Source organism: Sphingobacterium wenxiniae, assembly GCF_900116225.1.
GTDB lineage: Bacteria > Bacteroidota > Bacteroidia > Sphingobacteriales > Sphingobacteriaceae > Sphingobacterium > Sphingobacterium wenxiniae.
Genome location: NZ_FOZZ01000005.1, coordinates 215,377 through 234,603 on the forward strand (window position 1 = coordinate 215,377; position 19,227 = coordinate 234,603).

The following is a 19,227-nucleotide window of genomic DNA, read 5'->3' on the forward strand; positions in this document are numbered from 1 at the left end:
GAATAAAGAGCAAAGAAGCAAGAGACAAGACTTAATCTTTTCTCTTTCTTCTTTGCTCTTTATGCTCTTATTTCTCTATCCCTTACGCCCCAGTCCCATAATACTCTTATTCAGAAAAGATAGCACACCAACAAGTACAATCACTATACCCAGCACAATAAAGATATTATTTACACCAAAAAAATCGGCTGCCCAACCCGTTCCTAGTAAACCAATCACAGTCGGGATAATAGCAATACTAAAATACAAGGAAAAAACTCGCCCCATAAGCTCCGGGCGTATCTCTTCTTGCAGAACCGTTGTAAAGCTCGCATTATAAATTGCGGCCGTTATACCAGCAATAGCTGTTAAACCTACAAAAATCCAGAATGTATTGGGTGGTATAAGGCCCGAAAGCGATAAACTAACGCCGAGAATGACATGCATCAAGTTAATCAGCACTACTTTTGGAGTACTAGGTTTAAAAATCCCCAACATACTCCCCCCGACCAACATACCTATCCCCCAGACTACCTCCACGATGCTCATCTCCCATTTACCACCACCAAAATATTGTAATGTGAGCAAAGGAAACAACACAGCAATAGGCATAATACAGAAAGTACCAATAGAGATATAGATAAACAACCAGGTCAACCCCTTATTATCCGCAATAGCTTTCATCCCCAACTTCAGATCATACCAAGCCTGCGCTAAGCTTGCTTTGGCCTTCTCGGTAGTTTCAGGATTAGGTATATGGACAAATAGCAAAGATATAATAGCCACCACTGCTCCACCAATATCTAATAAAAGTACATTACCTATAGACATTAAGGATATCGCCAAAGCGCCCAAAGCGGGACCAGCGATTGCCGAAACAGACTGGATCATCTGATTGATCCCTGCGATACGCAACAATTCACTTTCGGGCGCAATCATTGGAACTGAGGCCTGCATAGCCGGCATATGGAATGCAGATCCTACTGAGCGCAAAGCCAACATTGCATAGATAAGAATCAGGCTTTCATAGCCCATATAGAAACTAATCGACATAACCAATGTACATAAGGCAACAAAACCATCTGCCAACATCATTGTCTTTTTTCTATCCCAGCGGTCAATATATACACCAGCAAACGGCCCTATAATACCAGCAGGAAGCATCCCCGCAATAGCACCGTAAGCAAGCACCTCCGCAGAGCCGTGCTCGATACTCAACCATATAATAATGGCGAAATTCACAGCAGAGCTGCTAATTAGGGAAATAAATTGCCCAATCCATATAAAGAGGAACTTCCTTTTCCAAGAATCTTTTTCTTTCATAAGAAAACACGAATAAATAAAACGAATCCGGCCTTCTACAACCGTACAAAACAAATATATAAGCTGTGGAATAAAACCCGAAACGGCCTATTCCTAATGGATAACCAGTGTAGGAACCGGCACTTACGCTATTCTATCGCGCACAGTCAATATCCTGTATAGAGCAGTAATTTTCATAGCGTCAAAAGTAGTAAATTTCCGTAATAAATAAAAAATAGCCCCTGCAAAAAAATCGCAGGAGCTATTCTCACCTTAAAACACTTACTACACTTTTATTTTACTTCGATCAATCGTTTCGCAACAATCGATTCTTCTTTTTTACCTACTGTAAGCACCAATACACCATCTTCATAAGAAGCAGTGATGTTGCTGTAGTCCACCGTATCCGGAAGAGAAAAAGACCGGGTGAAAGAGGTGTAGCTAAACTCACGTTTGCTGTACAATTTTTCCTCTACATTATTTTCTTCTTTTTTCTCCACAGAAATCGTAATCAGGTTTTTATCAACATTGATTTTGAAATCCGATTTCTGCAATCCCGGAGCTGCCAATTCGATATTAAACGTTTTATCAGTTTCTGCGATATTCACCGCAGGAACTCTCGTCACCAAACGATCGCCAACAAAAGAATCGTTAAAGAAATTATCAAAAAAACTGTTCACATACGGATTTACACCATCTGTATTCAATGTTTTGGTTGGAAATTTAATTAATGCCATGTTTATATCCTCCTATTTTTTTCTTTTAATCAATTACACCAAGCTTAAGTCAAACCTTATGCCGATTGAAAAAAATAGAAAAACCAAGCCATTTTGACACTAAACATTCAAAATAAGATGACTTTTTGTCTTAAAACCTATCGCTTATATTGTAAACAGACCGCAGAATGGGCAGAATCCGTTCCAAAGGGAGGCGTAGTCTTTGTGATACGCACAGTAATCTCTTCCGTAAAAAGATAACGCGTACGTATCTCCATCAAGATGGCTTGAGCAGCCGATTCGATAAGCTTTCTTTTAGGACGCATCACCTCTTGCAAGATAACATATAGCTCTGCATAATTTAACGTGTTTTGCAGATCCTCAGCATCTAGGTTCTCAAAAGGAAAACGAACACTTACATCAACAAAAAACTCATTGCCTAAAACCTGTTCTTCTTCATAAAAACCGATTGGCGAAAAAAAACGCACCTGACTTAATGATACCTCCTGTGTAATTGTCCCCATACCACAAACTTAACAAAAATTCCAAACAGTCTGTTTTACTTATTATTTTACTATACTTTCTACAGACCTGCTTCGCCCTTTCTTCGGACACTCTTCGGCCATTTACCGAAGATTTACCGTGAAGTTATCGTACTTTTACCGTGCATTTCACGGTAAACTCTCGGTAAAAGCTCAGTAAAAACCGGGTAACCGGGCGAACAAAGAGCGAACAAGGTCTACAGCCAGTCCGAATAAAACACGATAATTAAGCCCTCCGAAATTGACATTCACAGTCCTTTTCCGACCTTAACCGCATCAATTTCACGGACGAACCCTAAAAGGATTAAAAGCAAAGCATCCTATATGAAAAAATTGTACGTTGTTTTAATTTGCATTTGAAACAACATAAATAGGCGATGCCGCCGTTGCTCGCAACGGCGGCATCGCCTATTTATGTTATTATTCTTAAACCGTCTCTAATTTTTTGGCATAGCTATCGTTATGCACCGCAGCAACTGCTCGCCCTGAAGGGTCATTTAAGTTTTGGAATGATGCATCCCAAGCCAAGGCCTCTGGTGTACTACACGCCACAGACTTCACAGAAGGCACTGTCTTTGCCGCAGCTTCCGAAGGGAAATGCGATTCAAATATGGTACGATACAAAAATTCTTCTTTATTTTTAGGTGTGTTGACCGGGAATCTTTCCGCAGCGCCTGCAAATTCTTCATCTGTCACCTTACTCTCTGCCTGCGCTTTGAGTGTATCTATCCAGCTATAACCTACACCATCCGAAAACTGTTCTTTTTGGCGCCATGCAATACTTTCAGGCAGGTAATCCTCGAACGCTTTGCGCACAACCCATTTTTCCATACGTCCCTCACGAATCATTTTATCGGCAGGATTCAAGCGCATCGCCACATCCATAAACTCTTTGTCCAAGAAAGGAACTCGACCTTCTACTCCCCATGCCGCCAAAGATTTATTTGCCCGCAAACAGTCATAAAGATATAATTTCTTTAGCTTACGCACCGTTTCCTCATGAAACTCCTGTGCATTTGGCGCTTTATGGAAATATAAGTAACCACCAAACAACTCATCCGACCCTTCACCCGAAAGTACCATTTTAATACCCATCGACTTAATAACACGCGCCAACAAATACATAGGCGTAGAAGCCCGGATTGTAGTCACATCATACGTTTCCAGATGATAGATCACATCGCGTATCGCATCCAAGCCCTCTTGGATAGTGAAATTAATTTCGTGATGGATCGTACCAATATGATCTGCCGCCTTTTGCGCAGCGATCAAATCCGGTGCGCCTTTTAATCCCACAGCAAAAGAGTGCAAACGTGGATACCATGCTTCTTCTTCATCCCCTGACTCAATACGTTTTGAAGCAAATTTTTTCGTAATCGCAGCTATAACCGAAGAATCCAATCCCCCCGACAACAACACACCATACGGCACATCCGACATCAATTGTCTATGCACAGCATCTTCCAATGCCTTGCGCAAAACAGCCAAATCCGTTTCTTCATCTTTCACCGCATCAAAAGATTCCCAATCACGCTGATACCAGAGCTGAGGAGCTTCACTCTCCGCACTGTACCAATAATGTCCCGGAGGAAACTGCTCGATCACCTCACAAAATCCTTCCAACGACTTTAATTCCGAAGCGACAAACACTTGCCCCTCGCTATCTTTCCCATAATATAGTGGAATAATCCCCATGTGGTCGCGAGCCACTAAGAAAGCATCATTGCGTGCATCATACAAAGCAAAACCAAAAATACCGTTCAATTCTTCAATAAACGCGGGTCCTTTTTCAAGATAAAGCGCCAGAATAACTTCCGAATCAGATTGTGTAGCAAAATTATAATTTGGAATAGAATTTCGTAGTTGTTGATGATTGTATATCTCACCGTTCACAGCCAAAACGACCTGACCGTCCGGACTATACAAAGGTTGACTCCCTGATTGGGGATCGACAATAGCTAAACGCTCATGCGCTAAGACCGCCTTTTCTCCAGCAAAAATACCCGACCAATCCGGTCCGCGGTGACGGATACGCTTAGACATCTCCAACACCTGAGCTCTCAAGGCTTCCGCAGAAGCTTGCTTCAATTCAAAAGCACCTACAATTCCACACATAAATTTAATTTTTACTAACGATTTCTATGTTTTATTAAAATTACTCCACAAAGTAAATCATTATAAAACTAAATTCACAATATTTTTAACAATTATTTGAAAATAAAATAACAAAAATATAGTTTTATTGAAAATTTAGAACCCAAACATTACTTTTATTAAAAACGGAGAGCGTCCTGATATAAATCAGGACGCTCTCCGTTTAAACGACTTTCCTAACCTTCGTCAATGAGCAAACCAATACATTCCTTGTAGGATTTTTGGTTCACCTTGTCTTTCCAGAGGTTGTCAATTTTCATTTATCATTATAATGTCCCCAAGCCGAAATTAAGAAGACTTCATCCTCTGATATTTCATAAACAAATCGATGTTGTTTATTTATCTGCCGGGACCATGTTTCCGTATTCCTATATTTCAATTGTTCGGGTTTACCTATACCACTCCGTGGGTTATCTTGACACGCAGTAATGAAATCCACTATTTTCTCAACTAGTTTCTTTTGCCCGGCCTTTTATGCTTTCTGACGTCATCTGAAAACTTGTCGGAATACGCAATGGAGAAACTCATAGCGAATCAATAAAGTCAATAACATCCTTTTTAGTCTTCAAAACACTGGCAGATCTAGTCTTCTTCGAAAAATCCAACATCTTCTCATACTCTTCCTTTGTATATTCGACTTTATCAAATTGAGGATATTCAGAAGTTTCGACTTCCTTAATCTTTTTTATACCAAGAGCTTTCAGTACGTTTTAAATCTTTTCGATTTCCGATGTTTCTGCTTCAAAAATTATTGTTTTCATACTGCTTGTTTTACTCAAAGATACGAAAATATAGAGATATGTCTAATGTATGATATGGAATCTGTTCCCCCCCCTTCCTCTATATCACCCCATGCAACGAACCCCCTTTAGCTCCCAACTGATCCACTCTCCGCTCCACAGCTTCATCCTTTATTAATGGCGGCGCATGATGTGGTTTATTCCGGGCATCGATAATCAATGGCCCGCGACAACCCCAATGTTTAAACTCCGTAAAGCTGTCCACTCCGTAGGTATCGTGCGAAGGGTTGCTCCGCGTAAAGGTGACCCAAACAAAATTATTCACCGTATCCGCGGCAAATCCTGCATCATCTACCAATACGATTAGACGAATCCCGTTTAGTTTATCCTTATCTATAGTTCTTGTCCAGGTTTCTATCACCGACTGTTCCTGTTCGTATGATGTAAAAGATTTGCCATCCACTACCATCACGCCTGGCAAGGCTAATTTTGCTCCCTGAAAAGGTTGCGGTAGATCAAGATTGGCGGTTAATTCGTTTGCCAGTTTGTATTTTCGCCCCCCAACAGCCGCGAATACGACCTTAGATCCTGCATTCAAGCCATCACCCGAATAATCCAAGGTATCAATAGTCGTATTGGTCTGGAAATGCACATCACGCGTCCAATCAATGCGTTCCAATATATGAGACATAAAACCAACAACATCATGAATATCCAATTCCGGATTATCAGCATACGAAGAAATAAACAGGTATTTTGCCAAGCTCAACTGGTTCTTACCCAAAATCTGATTGGCAATGGTCAATAATTCCTGCGGGCGTTCTACGTTTTGGTAGGGAGTATACCGTTCGCTTCCGATGGCAAATAGCAAAGGATGCACCCCTGCAGCATCTACAGCATGGACAGCGTGAAGACCATTGATCTCCTGAGGAATAGCAGAACCCGTAATCTCATGTATCAATGCCCCAAAACTGGTGTCTTCCTGCGGCGGCCGCCCCACAACAGTGAACGACCAAATAGGATTTTCACGGTGATATACGCGATGTACCTTCATCAACGGGAATGGGTGCACCAAGGAATAATAACCAATATGATCGCCAAAAGGTCCTTCGGGCTTGTTTTCATTGGGGTAAACCGTTCCTGTAATCACAAAGTCTGCATCCGAGGATATACAGAACCCTTCATCATCATAGAAATATCGAAATCGCCTGTTCCCTAAAGCTCCTGCGAATATCATTTCAGACAGACCTTCGGGCAATGGCATCACAGCAGAAAGCGGATGCGAGGGAGGCCCTCCGACAAAGATAGACACTTTCAAGGGCTGCCCTAATGCATTGGCTTTCGCTTGATGCACGCCAATCCCACGATGCAACTGATAATGTAACCCGATTTCCTTATCAGGGATATAATCATTTCCCGACAACTGGATACGATACATACCAAGGTTGGAATGCATCACGCCCGGTTTGTCGGCATCCTCAGTATAGACCTGCGGCATGGTCACAAAAGCTCCCCCATCCATCGGCCAATTGACGATTTGCGGAAGTTCAGAGATGGTTGTACGTCCATACAAAATCGGCGCATTAGATTTTTTCTTCCAGGGAAGAGCACCTAAGGCTGTCATAGAAGAACCGATATAGTGAAAAGGCTTCTTGACAACAGACATCGGATCCATCTTCACATCCACCAGTTTCTTGATGTGATCCAACGAATCGCGAAACATAAACTTAGAACGCTCTAACGTACCGAACAGGTTAGACACAGCCGGAAATTTTGATCCTTTTATATTTTCGAAATACAAAGCCGGCCCTTCCACATCATAGACACGCATATGAATTGCCGCCATTTCCAAATATGGATCTACTTCTTCCTTAACACGTATCAGATGTCCGTTCTGCTCCAAATCCTGCACACATTCGGCCAAACTCTTATATCCCATAATTACTTTCAATCTGTATATCTACAAAAGTAATAGAATTAAGCTGTTTTGAAAGCGCTTCTTACAGATTATAGTCACTTCGGAGGACATCCTCAACCGAGCCAAATACAAATGGCATATCAGCCGACCAGACATTTTCTGTTATATCATCAATCGCGACCATATTGTTCATTTCTTCAAAATCACTCTTATCCATCCCCAGTCTGCGTGAATAAAAAAAATCGGTCATTTGTCCAGGCAAACGGAAAAAGCGAGTATCTTCCCGCACCATACCCAACCGTCTATACAACTGTGACAGCTCTTGAAAAGATAGGGCTTCTGCTCCCCCTACTTCTAAAATTCTGCCTTGAAAAACCTCCACTTCCAGCAATCTCTTCAGCCAATTAATAAAATCTCGTACACCTAATGGCTGAAAGAAGCGTTTTATTGAACCATTGGAATAAGGAAAAAAACGATGATTGCACACCTTTTTAACCACACGATCTATCAGCGAGTCTCTTCCGATAACACTATGTTTCAGCACGACGGTATACTTCACTCCCGATTCTTTCAACAACATAACTATCGGCTCAATAAAAATCTTATCCATTAATCTAACCACATACACCAGCCGATTACAGCCAAAACTGCGTATAAACTGAATAAAATTACCAAGACACAGCAGCTCTACTTTCATACCAACAGGGTCGCTCAGTGTGGGCACTTGCGTAAAATAATAGGCCGCCTGAATATCTGGCCATCCCGGCCCACTTACACTGCCATATTGCAGGAGATCCATTTCCAAAAATTCTGCATTTATAGGTTCGAACAACCTTTTTTGCAACAGCGCAAGACTCCTCACAATAGCAAAAACCCGGAAATTTTCATCCTCCATAAGACCAACACTCCGCAGTCCTGCATAATTATTTAGCCCGCTAATTACTACATTCATGATTATCTTAACGCATTAACAAATTTAGTTATGTGTTAATAACAGTCGTTATTCCATTTTGTTCAATTTTTTGCAAAAATTTCCATTCTCATTGTTCTTTACACAAAACAATTCAACATGTCCTCCTCTAATAGAGCCTTGAGCGATTGTCTCTAATATGTAAAAAGAACACCTATACAGCATATATGGAGAGAAAAAGCAGACTCTTTCAACTATATTTGCCTGTACACGAAATTATTGGCATTTCTGCTCTGCTTAGCAATTCCCCGTATGACAAAGAAGGTGATTTTAGTTTGGTTCAGGAACGACTTACGGATTAACGATAACGAAATCCTATTTGAGGCGATCAACAAAGGCGACATTGTTATCCCGGTATATATATTTGATTCACGCTATTTTGGCAAAAACAGCTATGGATTTCACTATACTGGTATTCTACGCACAAAGTTCCTTTTAGAATCCGTGGAGTACCTAAAGTCCCAATTGCAGGCATTGGGAGCCGACCTTTTGATTTTTCACGGAAAACCAGAAGAAATCTTGAGTAAAGTCTGTGCAAAATACGAAGTAACGCAAGTATATCATCATAGAGAAGTTGCTTTTCGTGAAACCCGCATATCAGAAAAAGTAGAGGCAGCTTTGTGGAAGGAGAGAATCAATCTCAAGCATTTTATCGGTCATACACTTTATCACAAGGAAGACCTTCCTTTCCCTATCAAAGATGTACCCGAATCTTTCGCTCAATTCAAGAAAAAAATTGAAAAAGAAAGTTTTGTCCGACCAATCATACCAGCAATAGATCATATCATTACCCACCCTCACCTGGAGCAGACTAATCTGCCTACACTGGAAGAATTAGGATTTACCCCACAGGAAATTGCACAATCAGACTCCAACAGTACGCCTTTACAAGGTGGTGAAGAACAAGGCCTGTATTGGCTTGAACGAACGCTGTCTCCAAGCTACGATGAGATAAACGACTACAACTATATCTCACCCTACATTGCACATGGAAATATTTCTCCAGCTTATTATTATCATAAAATAAAGGAGAGTTTGCCTACCGGGAAAAAGAAAAAATACGATAACCTTATCAATCGATTATTCTGGCGGGATTATTTCCGATTCATGCTCAAGAAGCACCCTAACATTTTCTTTAAAGATCAAGAGGAAACGAAGGACTTCCAACAGTCAACAGATCGCCTACTCCACTTGCTGAAAGAAGGCAGTGACAATGACGCTATCAATGACCTATTGAATGAAATGAAACAGACTGGAAATTTACCCTATGAATATCGGGAAATATTAGCGGCCTACATGCTACAGGAGCTTGGCGTACACCATCTAGCAGGGGCACTGGTTTTCGAAGAATATTTCATTGATTATGCACCTGCTACAGTATACGGATATTGGGCGCATTATGCTGATAAGGGTACAAGTACAAAGGACAGCATTCAAGTTCCATGGCGGGATTTGCTAAAAAAACACTATTGTCCTCGTATGGTGGTAAAATAAGGCTCCCAAGCAAAACATAACCTCCTTAATTGCAACAGATACGGATTTTTACCGGAAATGAACAAAAAACTTAAAAAGAATACAATTTAAGACATTATTTTGTTCATTTTCGGGATGATAAACTCTTTATTATTTCCTAACTTTGACCAAAATTTTTATACATAAGATTTCCTCATGGATAAATTAACATATTTGAGTAACGCAGACAACGGATACATCGACTCGTTATATCAATCCTACAAAGAAGACCCGAACTCCGTAGACGTAAGTTGGCAGAAATTTTTCGAAGGGTTCGATTTTGGACAAACCAATGTAAACTCAGGCGATAATTCCGTCGAACAAACTCCTGAGCACGCTATCAAAGAGATCAACGTATTGAACATGATCTACGGATATCGCGATCGCGGGCACCTGTTTACAGAAACAAACCCAGTACGTGAACGCAGGAAATATTTCCCGGGCAAAGAGTTAGAAACATTCGGTTTATCAGAAGCCGATATGGAAACCGTTTTCAATGCTGGTGTTGAGTTGGGCATTGGACCTGCGAAACTGAAAGATATTCGTCAATTTATTGAGGATACTTACTGCCGATCTATCGGAGCAGAATTTCGCTATATCCGCCATCCAGAGAAAATCAAATTTTTACAAGATAAAATTGAGGCCGACCGCAGCACCCCAAGCTTTTCTATCGATGCAAAAAAACGTATCTTGAAAAAGCTAAATGAGGCTGTCATCTTCGAAAGCTTTTTAGGCACGAAGTTTCTTGGTCAGAAACGCTTCTCTTTAGAAGGCGCAGAATCATTGATTCCGGCATTGGACTCAGTTATTCAAAAAGGTTCTTCTTTGGGCATTGAGGAATTCGTTGTCGGGATGGCTCACCGTGGCCGATTGAATGTATTGGCCAATATCATGGGGAAATCCTACAAAACAATCTTCTCCGAATTTGAAGGAAAAATGTATGCTGCCGAAGACCCTGAATTGCAATTCGGCGGTGATGTGAAATATCACTTAGGGTTCTCTTCGGACATCATCAGTCAAGAAGGTAAGAATATTCACCTGAGCCTTGCTCCCAATCCATCACACCTAGAAACAGTGGATGGTGTGGCAGAAGGTATGGTTCGCTCTAAAATAGATTTAAAATACAGTGGTGATTCCTCCAAGATAGCTCCTATCTTGATTCATGGGGATGCTGCTGTAGCTGCTCAAGGTATCGTATACGAAACCATCCAGATGTCAAAATTGGATGGGTACAAAACGGGCGGTACCATCCATATTGTTATCAACAACCAAGTAGGTTTTACCACAAACTATAAAGACGCCCGTTCATCAACATATTGTACGGACATTGCCAAAGTGACTTTATCTCCAGTATTCCATGTGAACGGAGATGATGTGGAAGCCCTGGTATACGCAATTAACCTTGCTGTCGAATACCGCCAGCGATACAAAACAGATGTATTTATCGATTTATTAGGCTACAGACGCTACGGGCATAATGAAGCTGATGAACCGAAATTCACACAGCCCTCACTTTATAAGCTGATTGAGAAACACCCGAATACACTTGCGATATATGTAGAGAAGTTGATCAAACAAGGTTCAATAGAGGGTACGTATGCCAAGGACTTGGAAAAAGGGTTTCGCGGTGATTTACAGAAATGTCTGGATGAAGCAAAAACGGTAGAACAGCTCAAGGAAGAAAGACCTATGTTCGCCGGTGCATGGAAAGGTTTGCATCAAGCTCGTACTGCAGACATTGGTATAACTGCCGACACAAAGGTTAGCAAAGAACTTTTCTTGGAGCTAGCTAAACAGATGAACACATTGCCGAAAGAAAAGAAATTCTTCCGCAAGATTACGAAGGTATTTGAAGACCGACTGAAAATGATCGACAGCGACAAATACGATTGGGCAATGGGCGAATTAATGGCTTACGCTACCTTACTTAACGAGGATTTTCGCGTGCGCATATCGGGACAAGACGTTCAACGGGGGACGTTCTCTCATCGTCATGCTGTAGTTACTTTAGAAGATTCTGACGAAACATATACGCCTCTTTCTAAATTAAAGGGTGGCGAGAATTTTTCAATCTACAACTCTTTACTATCAGAATATGCTGTATTGGCTTTTGAATATGGTTATGCCTCGGTTAACCCGAACGCATTGACAATTTGGGAAGCACAGTTCGGAGACTTTGCCAACGGTGCCCAAATCGTATTCGACCAATATATTTCATCTGGCGAAACCAAATGGAAACGTTCAAACGGCTTAGTCATGTTGTTACCGCATGGTATGGAAGGTCAAGGCCCAGAACACTCCTCTTGCCGTATTGAACGCTATTTAGAATTGTGTGCAAACAATAATATTATCGTTGCCAACTGTACAACTCCGGCAAACTATTTCCATCTATTACGCCGTCAGCTTCATCGCGATTTCCGTAAACCTCTGGTCGTAGCAACACCTAAGAGTTTACTGCGTCATCCAAAAACGGTATCACCTTTGACTGACTTTACCGAAAAAGGATTCCAGGAAATCATTGACGACACCAACGTTACAGCGAAAACAGTAAAACGTGTATTGTTATGTTCAGGTAAGATTTATTACGATTTGTTAGAGCGACAAGAAACAGAAAAACGTAAAGATATTGCTGTTGTACGTGTAGAACAATTGTACCCAATCGCTCACGACCAGATTGAGGCATTGCAGAAAAAATATGCGAAAGCTGAATTTGTATGGGTTCAGGAAGAAAATGAAAACATGGGCGCATGGCCATTCTACTGTCGTAAATTCCGTGGATCGACCTTGGATTTACAAGTGATTGCCCGTCCTGAAAGCGGATCTCCGGCAACTGGGTATATGAAACAGCATGTCGCACAACAAGAAGAGATAATTAATAAAGCATTTGCAATTTAAAACAAAGTGATAATGGTTATACAAGTGATAAAGGCGATGAAGGTTTGACTCCCATCACTTCCATAACTTATATCACTTCCATAACTTTAAAATAAAAATATGAGCTTAGAAATCAAAGTACCAGCTGTAGGTGAATCGATCACAGAAGTAACCTTAGCACAATGGTTAAAACAAGATGGCGATTACGTTGAGATGGACGAAAACATCGCTGAATTGGAATCAGACAAAGCTACATTTGAATTACCGGCAGAAAAAGCAGGTATCTTGCGTATCATCGCACAGGAAGGTGACACATTAGAAATTGGAGCAGTAGTATGTAGCATCGAAGAAGGTGCTGCACCTGCGGGCGGTAGCGAGAAAAAAGAAGAAGCTTCAGCTCCTGCTGCAGAAACTGCAGCACCAGCAGCCAAAGATGATAATGAAAACCCAGACTCTTATGCCGCTGGTACAGCCTCTCCTGCTGCCGCAAAAATATTAAGAGAAAAAGGTATCGATCCTTCCACCATCAAAGGAACGGGTAAAGACGGACGTATTACCAAAGAAGATGCTGAAAAAGCACAAGCTAAGCCAGCTGCTCCGAAAGCGGAAAGCAAACCGGCAGCAGCGACTAGCACAACAGCACCGGTTGTTGCTGTAGCAGGTTCTCGCAATGAACGTCGTGAGAAAATGACTTCCTTACGTAAAACCATTGCAAAACGTTTGGTTAGCGTGAAAAACGAAACGGCTATGTTAACCACTTTCAATGAGGTGAATATGCAGCCTATCATGGATCTTCGTGCAAAATACAAAGATACCTTTAAAGAGAAACACGGCGTAGGATTAGGATTTATGTCCTTCTTCACAAAAGCAGTTACCACAGCCCTAAGAGAATGGCCAGCAGTGAACGCACGCATCGAAGAAAACGAAATTGTTTATTCTGATTTCTGTGACGTTTCCATCGCGGTTTCAGCACCTAAAGGTTTGGTTGTTCCAGTTATCCGCAATGCGGAATCCATGAGTCTGTACCAGATTGAAAAAGAAATCATCAATTTGGCGACAAAAGCACGCGACAACAAATTGACCATTGATGAAATGACTGGCGGAACATTCACGATCACCAACGGTGGTGTATTTGGTTCGATGATGTCAACGCCAATCATCAATGCACCGCAATCGGCGATTTTGGGTATGCACAATATCGTACAACGCCCGATTGCTGAAAACGGTCAGGTTGTTATCCGCCCAATGATGTACATTGCTTTGTCTTATGACCACCGTATCATTGACGGTCGTGAGTCCGTAAGTTTCTTGGTGCGTGTTAAACAACTTTTGGAAGATCCAGCGAGATTGTTGTTAGAAGTTTAATTATACTTTAAAAATAAGTTCTTGTCGTCATTGCGAGAAGGAAGAATAGCCTGTCCCGAAAACATTCGGGAACAACGCGGCAATCTGTAGATAACAAAACGCAGATTGCCTCGTCGCTACGCTTCTCGCAATGACGCTTTTTTGTTATAACTATACATCACATGAAACCATTTATACAAATTTTATCCGTTGTTGTCTTCTTGTGTTATAGCCTTCCATTTCTTTCAAAAGCTCAACAAATAGGTGCCGAAATCGACTTTTTCGGATATGTAGATAATCGTGAATACAAATCCATATACACCGAAGACAAAACTTTTCTGGGCGCTATTATTTCCCCGAAATTGTATTTTGCCATTGATAGCAATCATCGTATATACGGTGGTCTAAATTATGGACAGGACTTTGGAAGACATCACGAAAACAAGGAGAATGTATCTGCTATCGCTTATTACAATTTCAAAAACCGGCATTTTGATTTTGCATTGGGACTTATGCCCCGACACGAGCGGTTAAAAGATGTTCCAAGAATTGTGCTCGCCGATACATTCCAATACGAAAAGCCCAATATGGAGGGCATGTACTTTGCCTTTCAGAAAAAAAACCTAAAACAGGCCTTATACATTGATTGGTTAAGCAAGCAGAGCCATAATCAAAGGGAACGCTTTATGGTGGGGTTAACAGGTAAATACCGCTTTGGAGATTTTTATGTCGCAGACGATGCCCTGCTTTATCATAACGCCTTAACCAGTAATGATGAAATCGACGACCATATACAAGATAATGGTATTGTACTACTTCGTTTAGGAGCAGATTTCAGCAAAAAAACGTTTCTGGACTCCTTAACTATCGATGCCGGTATAGCGATTGGGTTTGACCGTGTGCGTACAGAATATGAGCTGCGAACAGCCAAAGGATTTATTTCTCAAATACATCTTGGCTACAAACAATTTTTCTTGGACAATACACTTTATCTGGGCGAAGCACAGAATCTGCCGAATGGTGACTCCTTTTATCATCGGGATCGATATAATCGATTAGATTTAGGCTGGTCACCGTTTAAGAAAGGGAATATAGAGGGGCGATTTACCGCTTCATTTCATATCGCTCCCGATAAGACCAGCAACCAACAGGCTTTCACTATACGCTATCGATTCGGCACAGTTTTGAAAAAATAGTGTTTTCCCCTATTCAACAACCAAGCTATTGTGTATCATCCGATAGTTATACTGCTGTATGAATGCTTTTAACTGCTGATCCAGACTATCTACCATCAAAGGTTGTTTGGACAGCAGATTATCCCGCTCTAAAGCATCCTCTTTCAAATTGAATAGGGAAATAGGTTTTATCCCATCGTGGGTCATAAAATAGTCGCCCTGAAAAAAGTTAAAAACACCACCGATATTATTCACCAAGAAATTATCTTTATTCGAAGACAAGGCATCAAATCCAAATGAAAAATAAGGTTGATCATACCCCAAATAGTTTAATACGGTAGGCAGTATATCGATTTGCTGGACCAATTTATCCGACATACCTTTCCACTCCCCACCAGGCCGATAAAAAATAATAGGAATAGCAAACGAGTTTGCCTGTGTCTGATACGCAGGTAAGTGACTAACCGACGAATGATCAGCACATAAGACAAATAGGGTGTTTTCAAACCATGGAGCTTTCTTTGCTTTCTCGAAGAACTGCCTTAATGCATAGTCGGTATACCCCACAGGCTCATGCAGGGGAAGTGGTCCCTTAGGGAAGACCCCCTGATACTTTTCAGGCACTTTAAATGGGTGGTGAGAGGAAAGAGAAAAGAAACTTGCAAAGAAAGGCTCTGGCATCTCGGTCAGCTTATCCGCCATGAACTGCATAAAAGGTTCATCCCAGATTCCCCAAATGCCATCAAAATCCTTATCATTGCTGTATTCGTCTTTTCCAAAATAATGCTTTATACCTGCCAGCTGCGTATAAGCCGAAAACCCCATACTTCCATTTGGTGCTCCATGGAAAAAAGCTGTCTCATAACCTTTATCACCCAAGAGCTTCGCTATGCTTGTGGTCTTATTACCCGAATAGATAGAAAGCACAAAAGGCTCTCCTACCGAAGGTATTCCCGTAATGATAGAAGGTAGCGCATCGATTGATTTACGTCCATTAGCAAAGGAACGTGTAAAGGTAAAAGATTCCTGCACCAAAGAATCCAAAAACGGTGTATAACCTTTGTATTTTCCACCGTCTATAACCTTATTCAGCGCACCAATGTGCTCCTTACCAAAACTTTCTAGGATAAGGAAAACCACATTCAGCGGTTTAAAGGTTATAGAATCTGCAGGATAATGAATAACAGGATAACGTGCATCCAATTCCTCTTCTGTATAATAATGAACCTCTTTTAGCTGTATGGCTTTCAACGTTTTCAACATGCTGAAGGGCGTATTCAACACGATATTCATTTCTTCGGGTAGCTTCACATAATCACCCGCATTGCTCAATGTGATAGGTCTCGTGCTATGTGCCCAACCGCCACGTACTCCCCCAATAAACAAAAAAGCGACCAATAGCAACAATGCCAATTGTGTACCATAGAATGCCCAGCTCATCCATATGGGGCGCTTCAGGGAGATTAGTCCGGCAATTTTATACACCAAATAGACCAAAGCGATGAACACAAGCACAAGCCCCCAATAGTCTATTAAAAAATCACCAATCAAACGTCCTATATTTTTCTCATTGGCAAATTGTCCGAACACTGTCCCTGTCGTTCGTTTCAACGTAAATGGGTAATAGGCATAATCAATTAAGTTTAAAGCCACTCCTAAGCTGTTGGTCACGATAAACACATACCGCGCAATTTTTTGATAAATACCCGCATATTTAAAAGGAACAGGCAGTGACTGCATGAGGATATAAAGGATATTCAGATACAGTAGGGCTACAACATCAAACTTTATACCTCCCCACAACATCGGGATCAGGTCTGTCCATTCCACTCTTGGAAATAACGCCACGTTATACCAGTAGAACCCTATACGGAGACCTGTGTACAATAGCAACAACAAAACAAATTGTGCCGCCATCAACAGAAAAGTATTGCCTACAGACTGTGCGATGATCTTTTTCATTTATAACAAAGATATGAGCTGTATTTCCTTAGACAAAAGTGAACTATCCATACGATCAATATTTTAAAAAATCATTAAAAACCGTCTGATAATAAGCCTTCGCTACGTGGATAAGTTTCTCCCGGTGATCCACACTATCTTTTGGAAACGTACTGTAGCTGATATTTCTTTTTAGCATATCATAGCTTACGGCTCCTTCATTATTTATTACACCAAAAGCTGCATTCGAATTATAAAAAGCCAGATGTTTCCGTCTCAAAGCAAAAAGGTCTTGCGAATACTTAAACCGCATCGTCTTCTCTTGCACAAAGCCTGCCAAGGTACTGGCTATATCCAACTGGCTAACCACCTCGTCTACCTTCTTACCTCTGTATTCTTCTTTGAGCGCTCCTCCAAAAACAAACAGCGGAATATGATAACGTTCCGGACGATCAAGTCCATATTTTTCTGTGGGATATACATGTCCATGGTCGGAAGTAACCACTACAATAGTGTTTTCGTACCAATCTTGCTGTTTTGCTTCTTCAATAAAGTTAAACAACATCGTATCGGTATAAAATGTAGTACTACGATAAGCATCAGCTTTGGTTTTATTCCCAAACGCATACGAGGGTGACAGATCAAACGGTTCATGATTCACCAGTGTGTAAAAAATACTGAAAAAGGGTTTTTTCTCTTTTTTCAAACTATTCAATAATCGTTTCGCGACCAGATGATCGTAAACACCCCAAGAATTACGCTGTGCATTTATAGGGAAATTGGCATTATCCACCACTTTATCAATACCATGCGTAAGCATAAAAGACTTAAAGTTATAAAACTCACTTTGACCTCCATGGTAAAAGGATGTCGCATAGCCCAAGGAGTCAAAAACTTGTCCTACAGCAGGTAGTTTTTCATGTTTCGGAATATATTTGATAATACTTTCAGGACCCTGCGAAGGGAAACCACTCAATACGGCAATCATTCCTTTGTCAGAACGATCAGCAGCAGCATAAGCTTGTGTAAAATTAACTCCTTCACGCATCAATGTTGTCATCTTCGGCGTGATGTCTTTCTCTCCTCCTAAATCAGCAAACACTTGTGCCACCACCCCCTCCAAAATAACCAAAATAACATTTGGCCTATCCGTTTTCAAGACATTGATCACACTATCCCGATCATATAACAAGCTGTCACCCACGATAGCTTTTGCTTCTTCTTCCGACATAAACTGATAAGGACTCTTTTTCGTACTTTTCGTCAAGTCTTTCAGAAAGGACCAATACGTATTGACCGCAGCATGGTTTGCCGTATTATCGTCAGAGAAATACACCGCACTTTGGTTCAATGTTGCTCGTCCATATCCTCCACGAATGAACGTAAAGAGGGCTAAAGCTCCCAATACAAACAATATAACTGTGCTTTTCAGGGATTGAGATGTGTATTTCGCTCGCTTCACCACCACCCAATGATAAAAATAATGAGCAACGACAAAATAAATGGTTAGCATCAAAGCTGCCTGCAAAAGCATACCCGCATCTACAGAACTTGAAACACCACCGATAGTATCAAGCCCTAACGTAAGCGCTCTTTTGCTCACTTTCTCTCCCCATGACTCATACAATGGCAGGTTAGCAATCGTTATTGCTGCAAATAAGAACGTAGGCAACATCACATACACGCGAAGCAACCACGGAGACACTCCCCTTTGCAACCACAACTGTTGGATAATAAAAAACAAAAAAGGTAACGCCATTAGATAAGCAGCCAAAGAAAAATCTAGCCTGAGTCCATAAAGAAAGGCATAGGCAATATCCTGTACGTCCTCTATTTTATATCGGAAACTCAAGACGAAAGCTGCTCTGTCAACAAAAGACAACACAAGCCAATAGGCAAATAATGACACAAAAAACAACAAACTAACGCGCCAACCCGGCTTCTGCCCTACGTTCATATAAGTATAAAAAATAAAATTAACCGCAAATTTACATATTATTGTTTGCAAATTCACGGATTTGCACATTCGCAAATCTCCCCTTAAATCCGTATTTTTGCAT

General features: G+C 41.1%; 12 protein-coding genes and 1 pseudogene. 4 read left to right on the top strand and 9 right to left on the bottom strand.

All coding sequences use genetic code 11. From position 1 onward, the window contains the following. Positions 1–75: 75 nt before the first annotated feature. From BM375_RS08755 to BM375_RS08785, 7 genes and pseudogenes are all read right to left on the bottom strand, one after another. Positions 76–1,302, bottom strand: coding sequence for an MFS transporter (locus BM375_RS08755; protein ID WP_093365301.1), 1,227 nt, complete (start codon positions 1,300–1,302; stop codon positions 76–78). Positions 1,303–1,574: 272 nt separating this feature from the next. After that, complete coding sequence (locus BM375_RS08760; RefSeq protein WP_093365303.1) at positions 1,575–2,018, bottom strand: Hsp20/alpha crystallin family protein; 444 nt, start codon at positions 2,016–2,018, stop codon at positions 1,575–1,577. Between the two features lie 137 nt (positions 2,019–2,155). Continuing rightward, positions 2,156–2,521 (bottom strand): dihydroneopterin aldolase, encoded by a 366-nt coding sequence (locus tag BM375_RS08765; RefSeq protein ID WP_093365304.1) that lies wholly within the window; start codon positions 2,519–2,521, stop codon positions 2,156–2,158. A 444-nt stretch (positions 2,522–2,965) separates the two neighbouring features. After that, positions 2,966–4,654, bottom strand: a complete 1,689-nt coding sequence (asnB, locus tag BM375_RS08770; RefSeq protein ID WP_093365306.1) for an asparagine synthase B — start codon at positions 4,652–4,654, stop codon at positions 2,966–2,968. A gap of 295 nt (positions 4,655–4,949) precedes the next feature. Next, positions 4,950–5,144 (bottom strand): annotated as a pseudogene (locus BM375_RS17645) (Txe/YoeB family addiction module toxin); the annotation flags it as partial. Positions 5,145–5,533: 389 nt separating this feature from the next. Continuing rightward, positions 5,534–7,372, bottom strand: coding sequence for a UbiD family decarboxylase (locus tag BM375_RS08780; protein ID WP_093365309.1), 1,839 nt, complete (start codon positions 7,370–7,372; stop codon positions 5,534–5,536). 61 nt (positions 7,373–7,433) lie between these two features. After that, positions 7,434–8,303 carry an SDR family oxidoreductase gene (locus BM375_RS08785; protein WP_093365311.1) on the bottom strand — a complete coding sequence of 290 codons (870 nt, stop codon included), beginning with the start codon at positions 8,301–8,303 and terminating at the stop codon, positions 7,434–7,436. A gap of 270 nt (positions 8,304–8,573) precedes the next feature. Here BM375_RS08785 and BM375_RS08790 point away from each other — a divergent pair, with 270 nt between their 5' ends. From BM375_RS08790 to BM375_RS08805, 4 genes are all read left to right on the top strand, one after another. Further along, positions 8,574–9,815, top strand: a complete 1,242-nt coding sequence (locus BM375_RS08790) for a deoxyribodipyrimidine photo-lyase (protein WP_093365312.1) — start codon at positions 8,574–8,576, stop codon at positions 9,813–9,815. Positions 9,816–9,989: 174 nt separating this feature from the next. Further along, on the top strand, positions 9,990–12,728 hold the full coding sequence (locus BM375_RS08795; RefSeq protein WP_093365314.1) for a 2-oxoglutarate dehydrogenase E1 component: 2,739 nt from the start codon (positions 9,990–9,992) through the stop codon (positions 12,726–12,728). 99 nt (positions 12,729–12,827) lie between these two features. After that, the gene (odhB, locus tag BM375_RS08800; protein ID WP_093365315.1) at positions 12,828–14,072 is read left to right on the top strand and encodes a 2-oxoglutarate dehydrogenase complex dihydrolipoyllysine-residue succinyltransferase; all 1,245 of its coding nucleotides are present in this window, start codon (positions 12,828–12,830) and stop codon (positions 14,070–14,072) included. 161 nt (positions 14,073–14,233) lie between these two features. Further along, positions 14,234–15,247 (top strand): hypothetical protein, encoded by a 1,014-nt coding sequence (locus BM375_RS08805; RefSeq protein ID WP_093365317.1) that lies wholly within the window; start codon positions 14,234–14,236, stop codon positions 15,245–15,247. 9 nt (positions 15,248–15,256) lie between these two features. Here the strand turns inward: BM375_RS08805 and BM375_RS08810 are convergent, their stop codons facing one another. Together BM375_RS08810 and BM375_RS08815 are read right to left on the bottom strand one after the other, a co-directional pair. Then, the gene (locus BM375_RS08810) at positions 15,257–17,188 is read right to left on the bottom strand and encodes an LTA synthase family protein (RefSeq protein ID WP_093365319.1); all 1,932 of its coding nucleotides are present in this window, start codon (positions 17,186–17,188) and stop codon (positions 15,257–15,259) included. A 55-nt stretch (positions 17,189–17,243) separates the two neighbouring features. Continuing rightward, a complete protein-coding gene (locus BM375_RS08815; RefSeq protein WP_170852627.1) occupies positions 17,244–19,124 on the bottom strand; it encodes an LTA synthase family protein in 1,881 nt (626 codons plus the stop codon). Between the last annotated feature and the right edge of the window lie 103 nt (positions 19,125–19,227).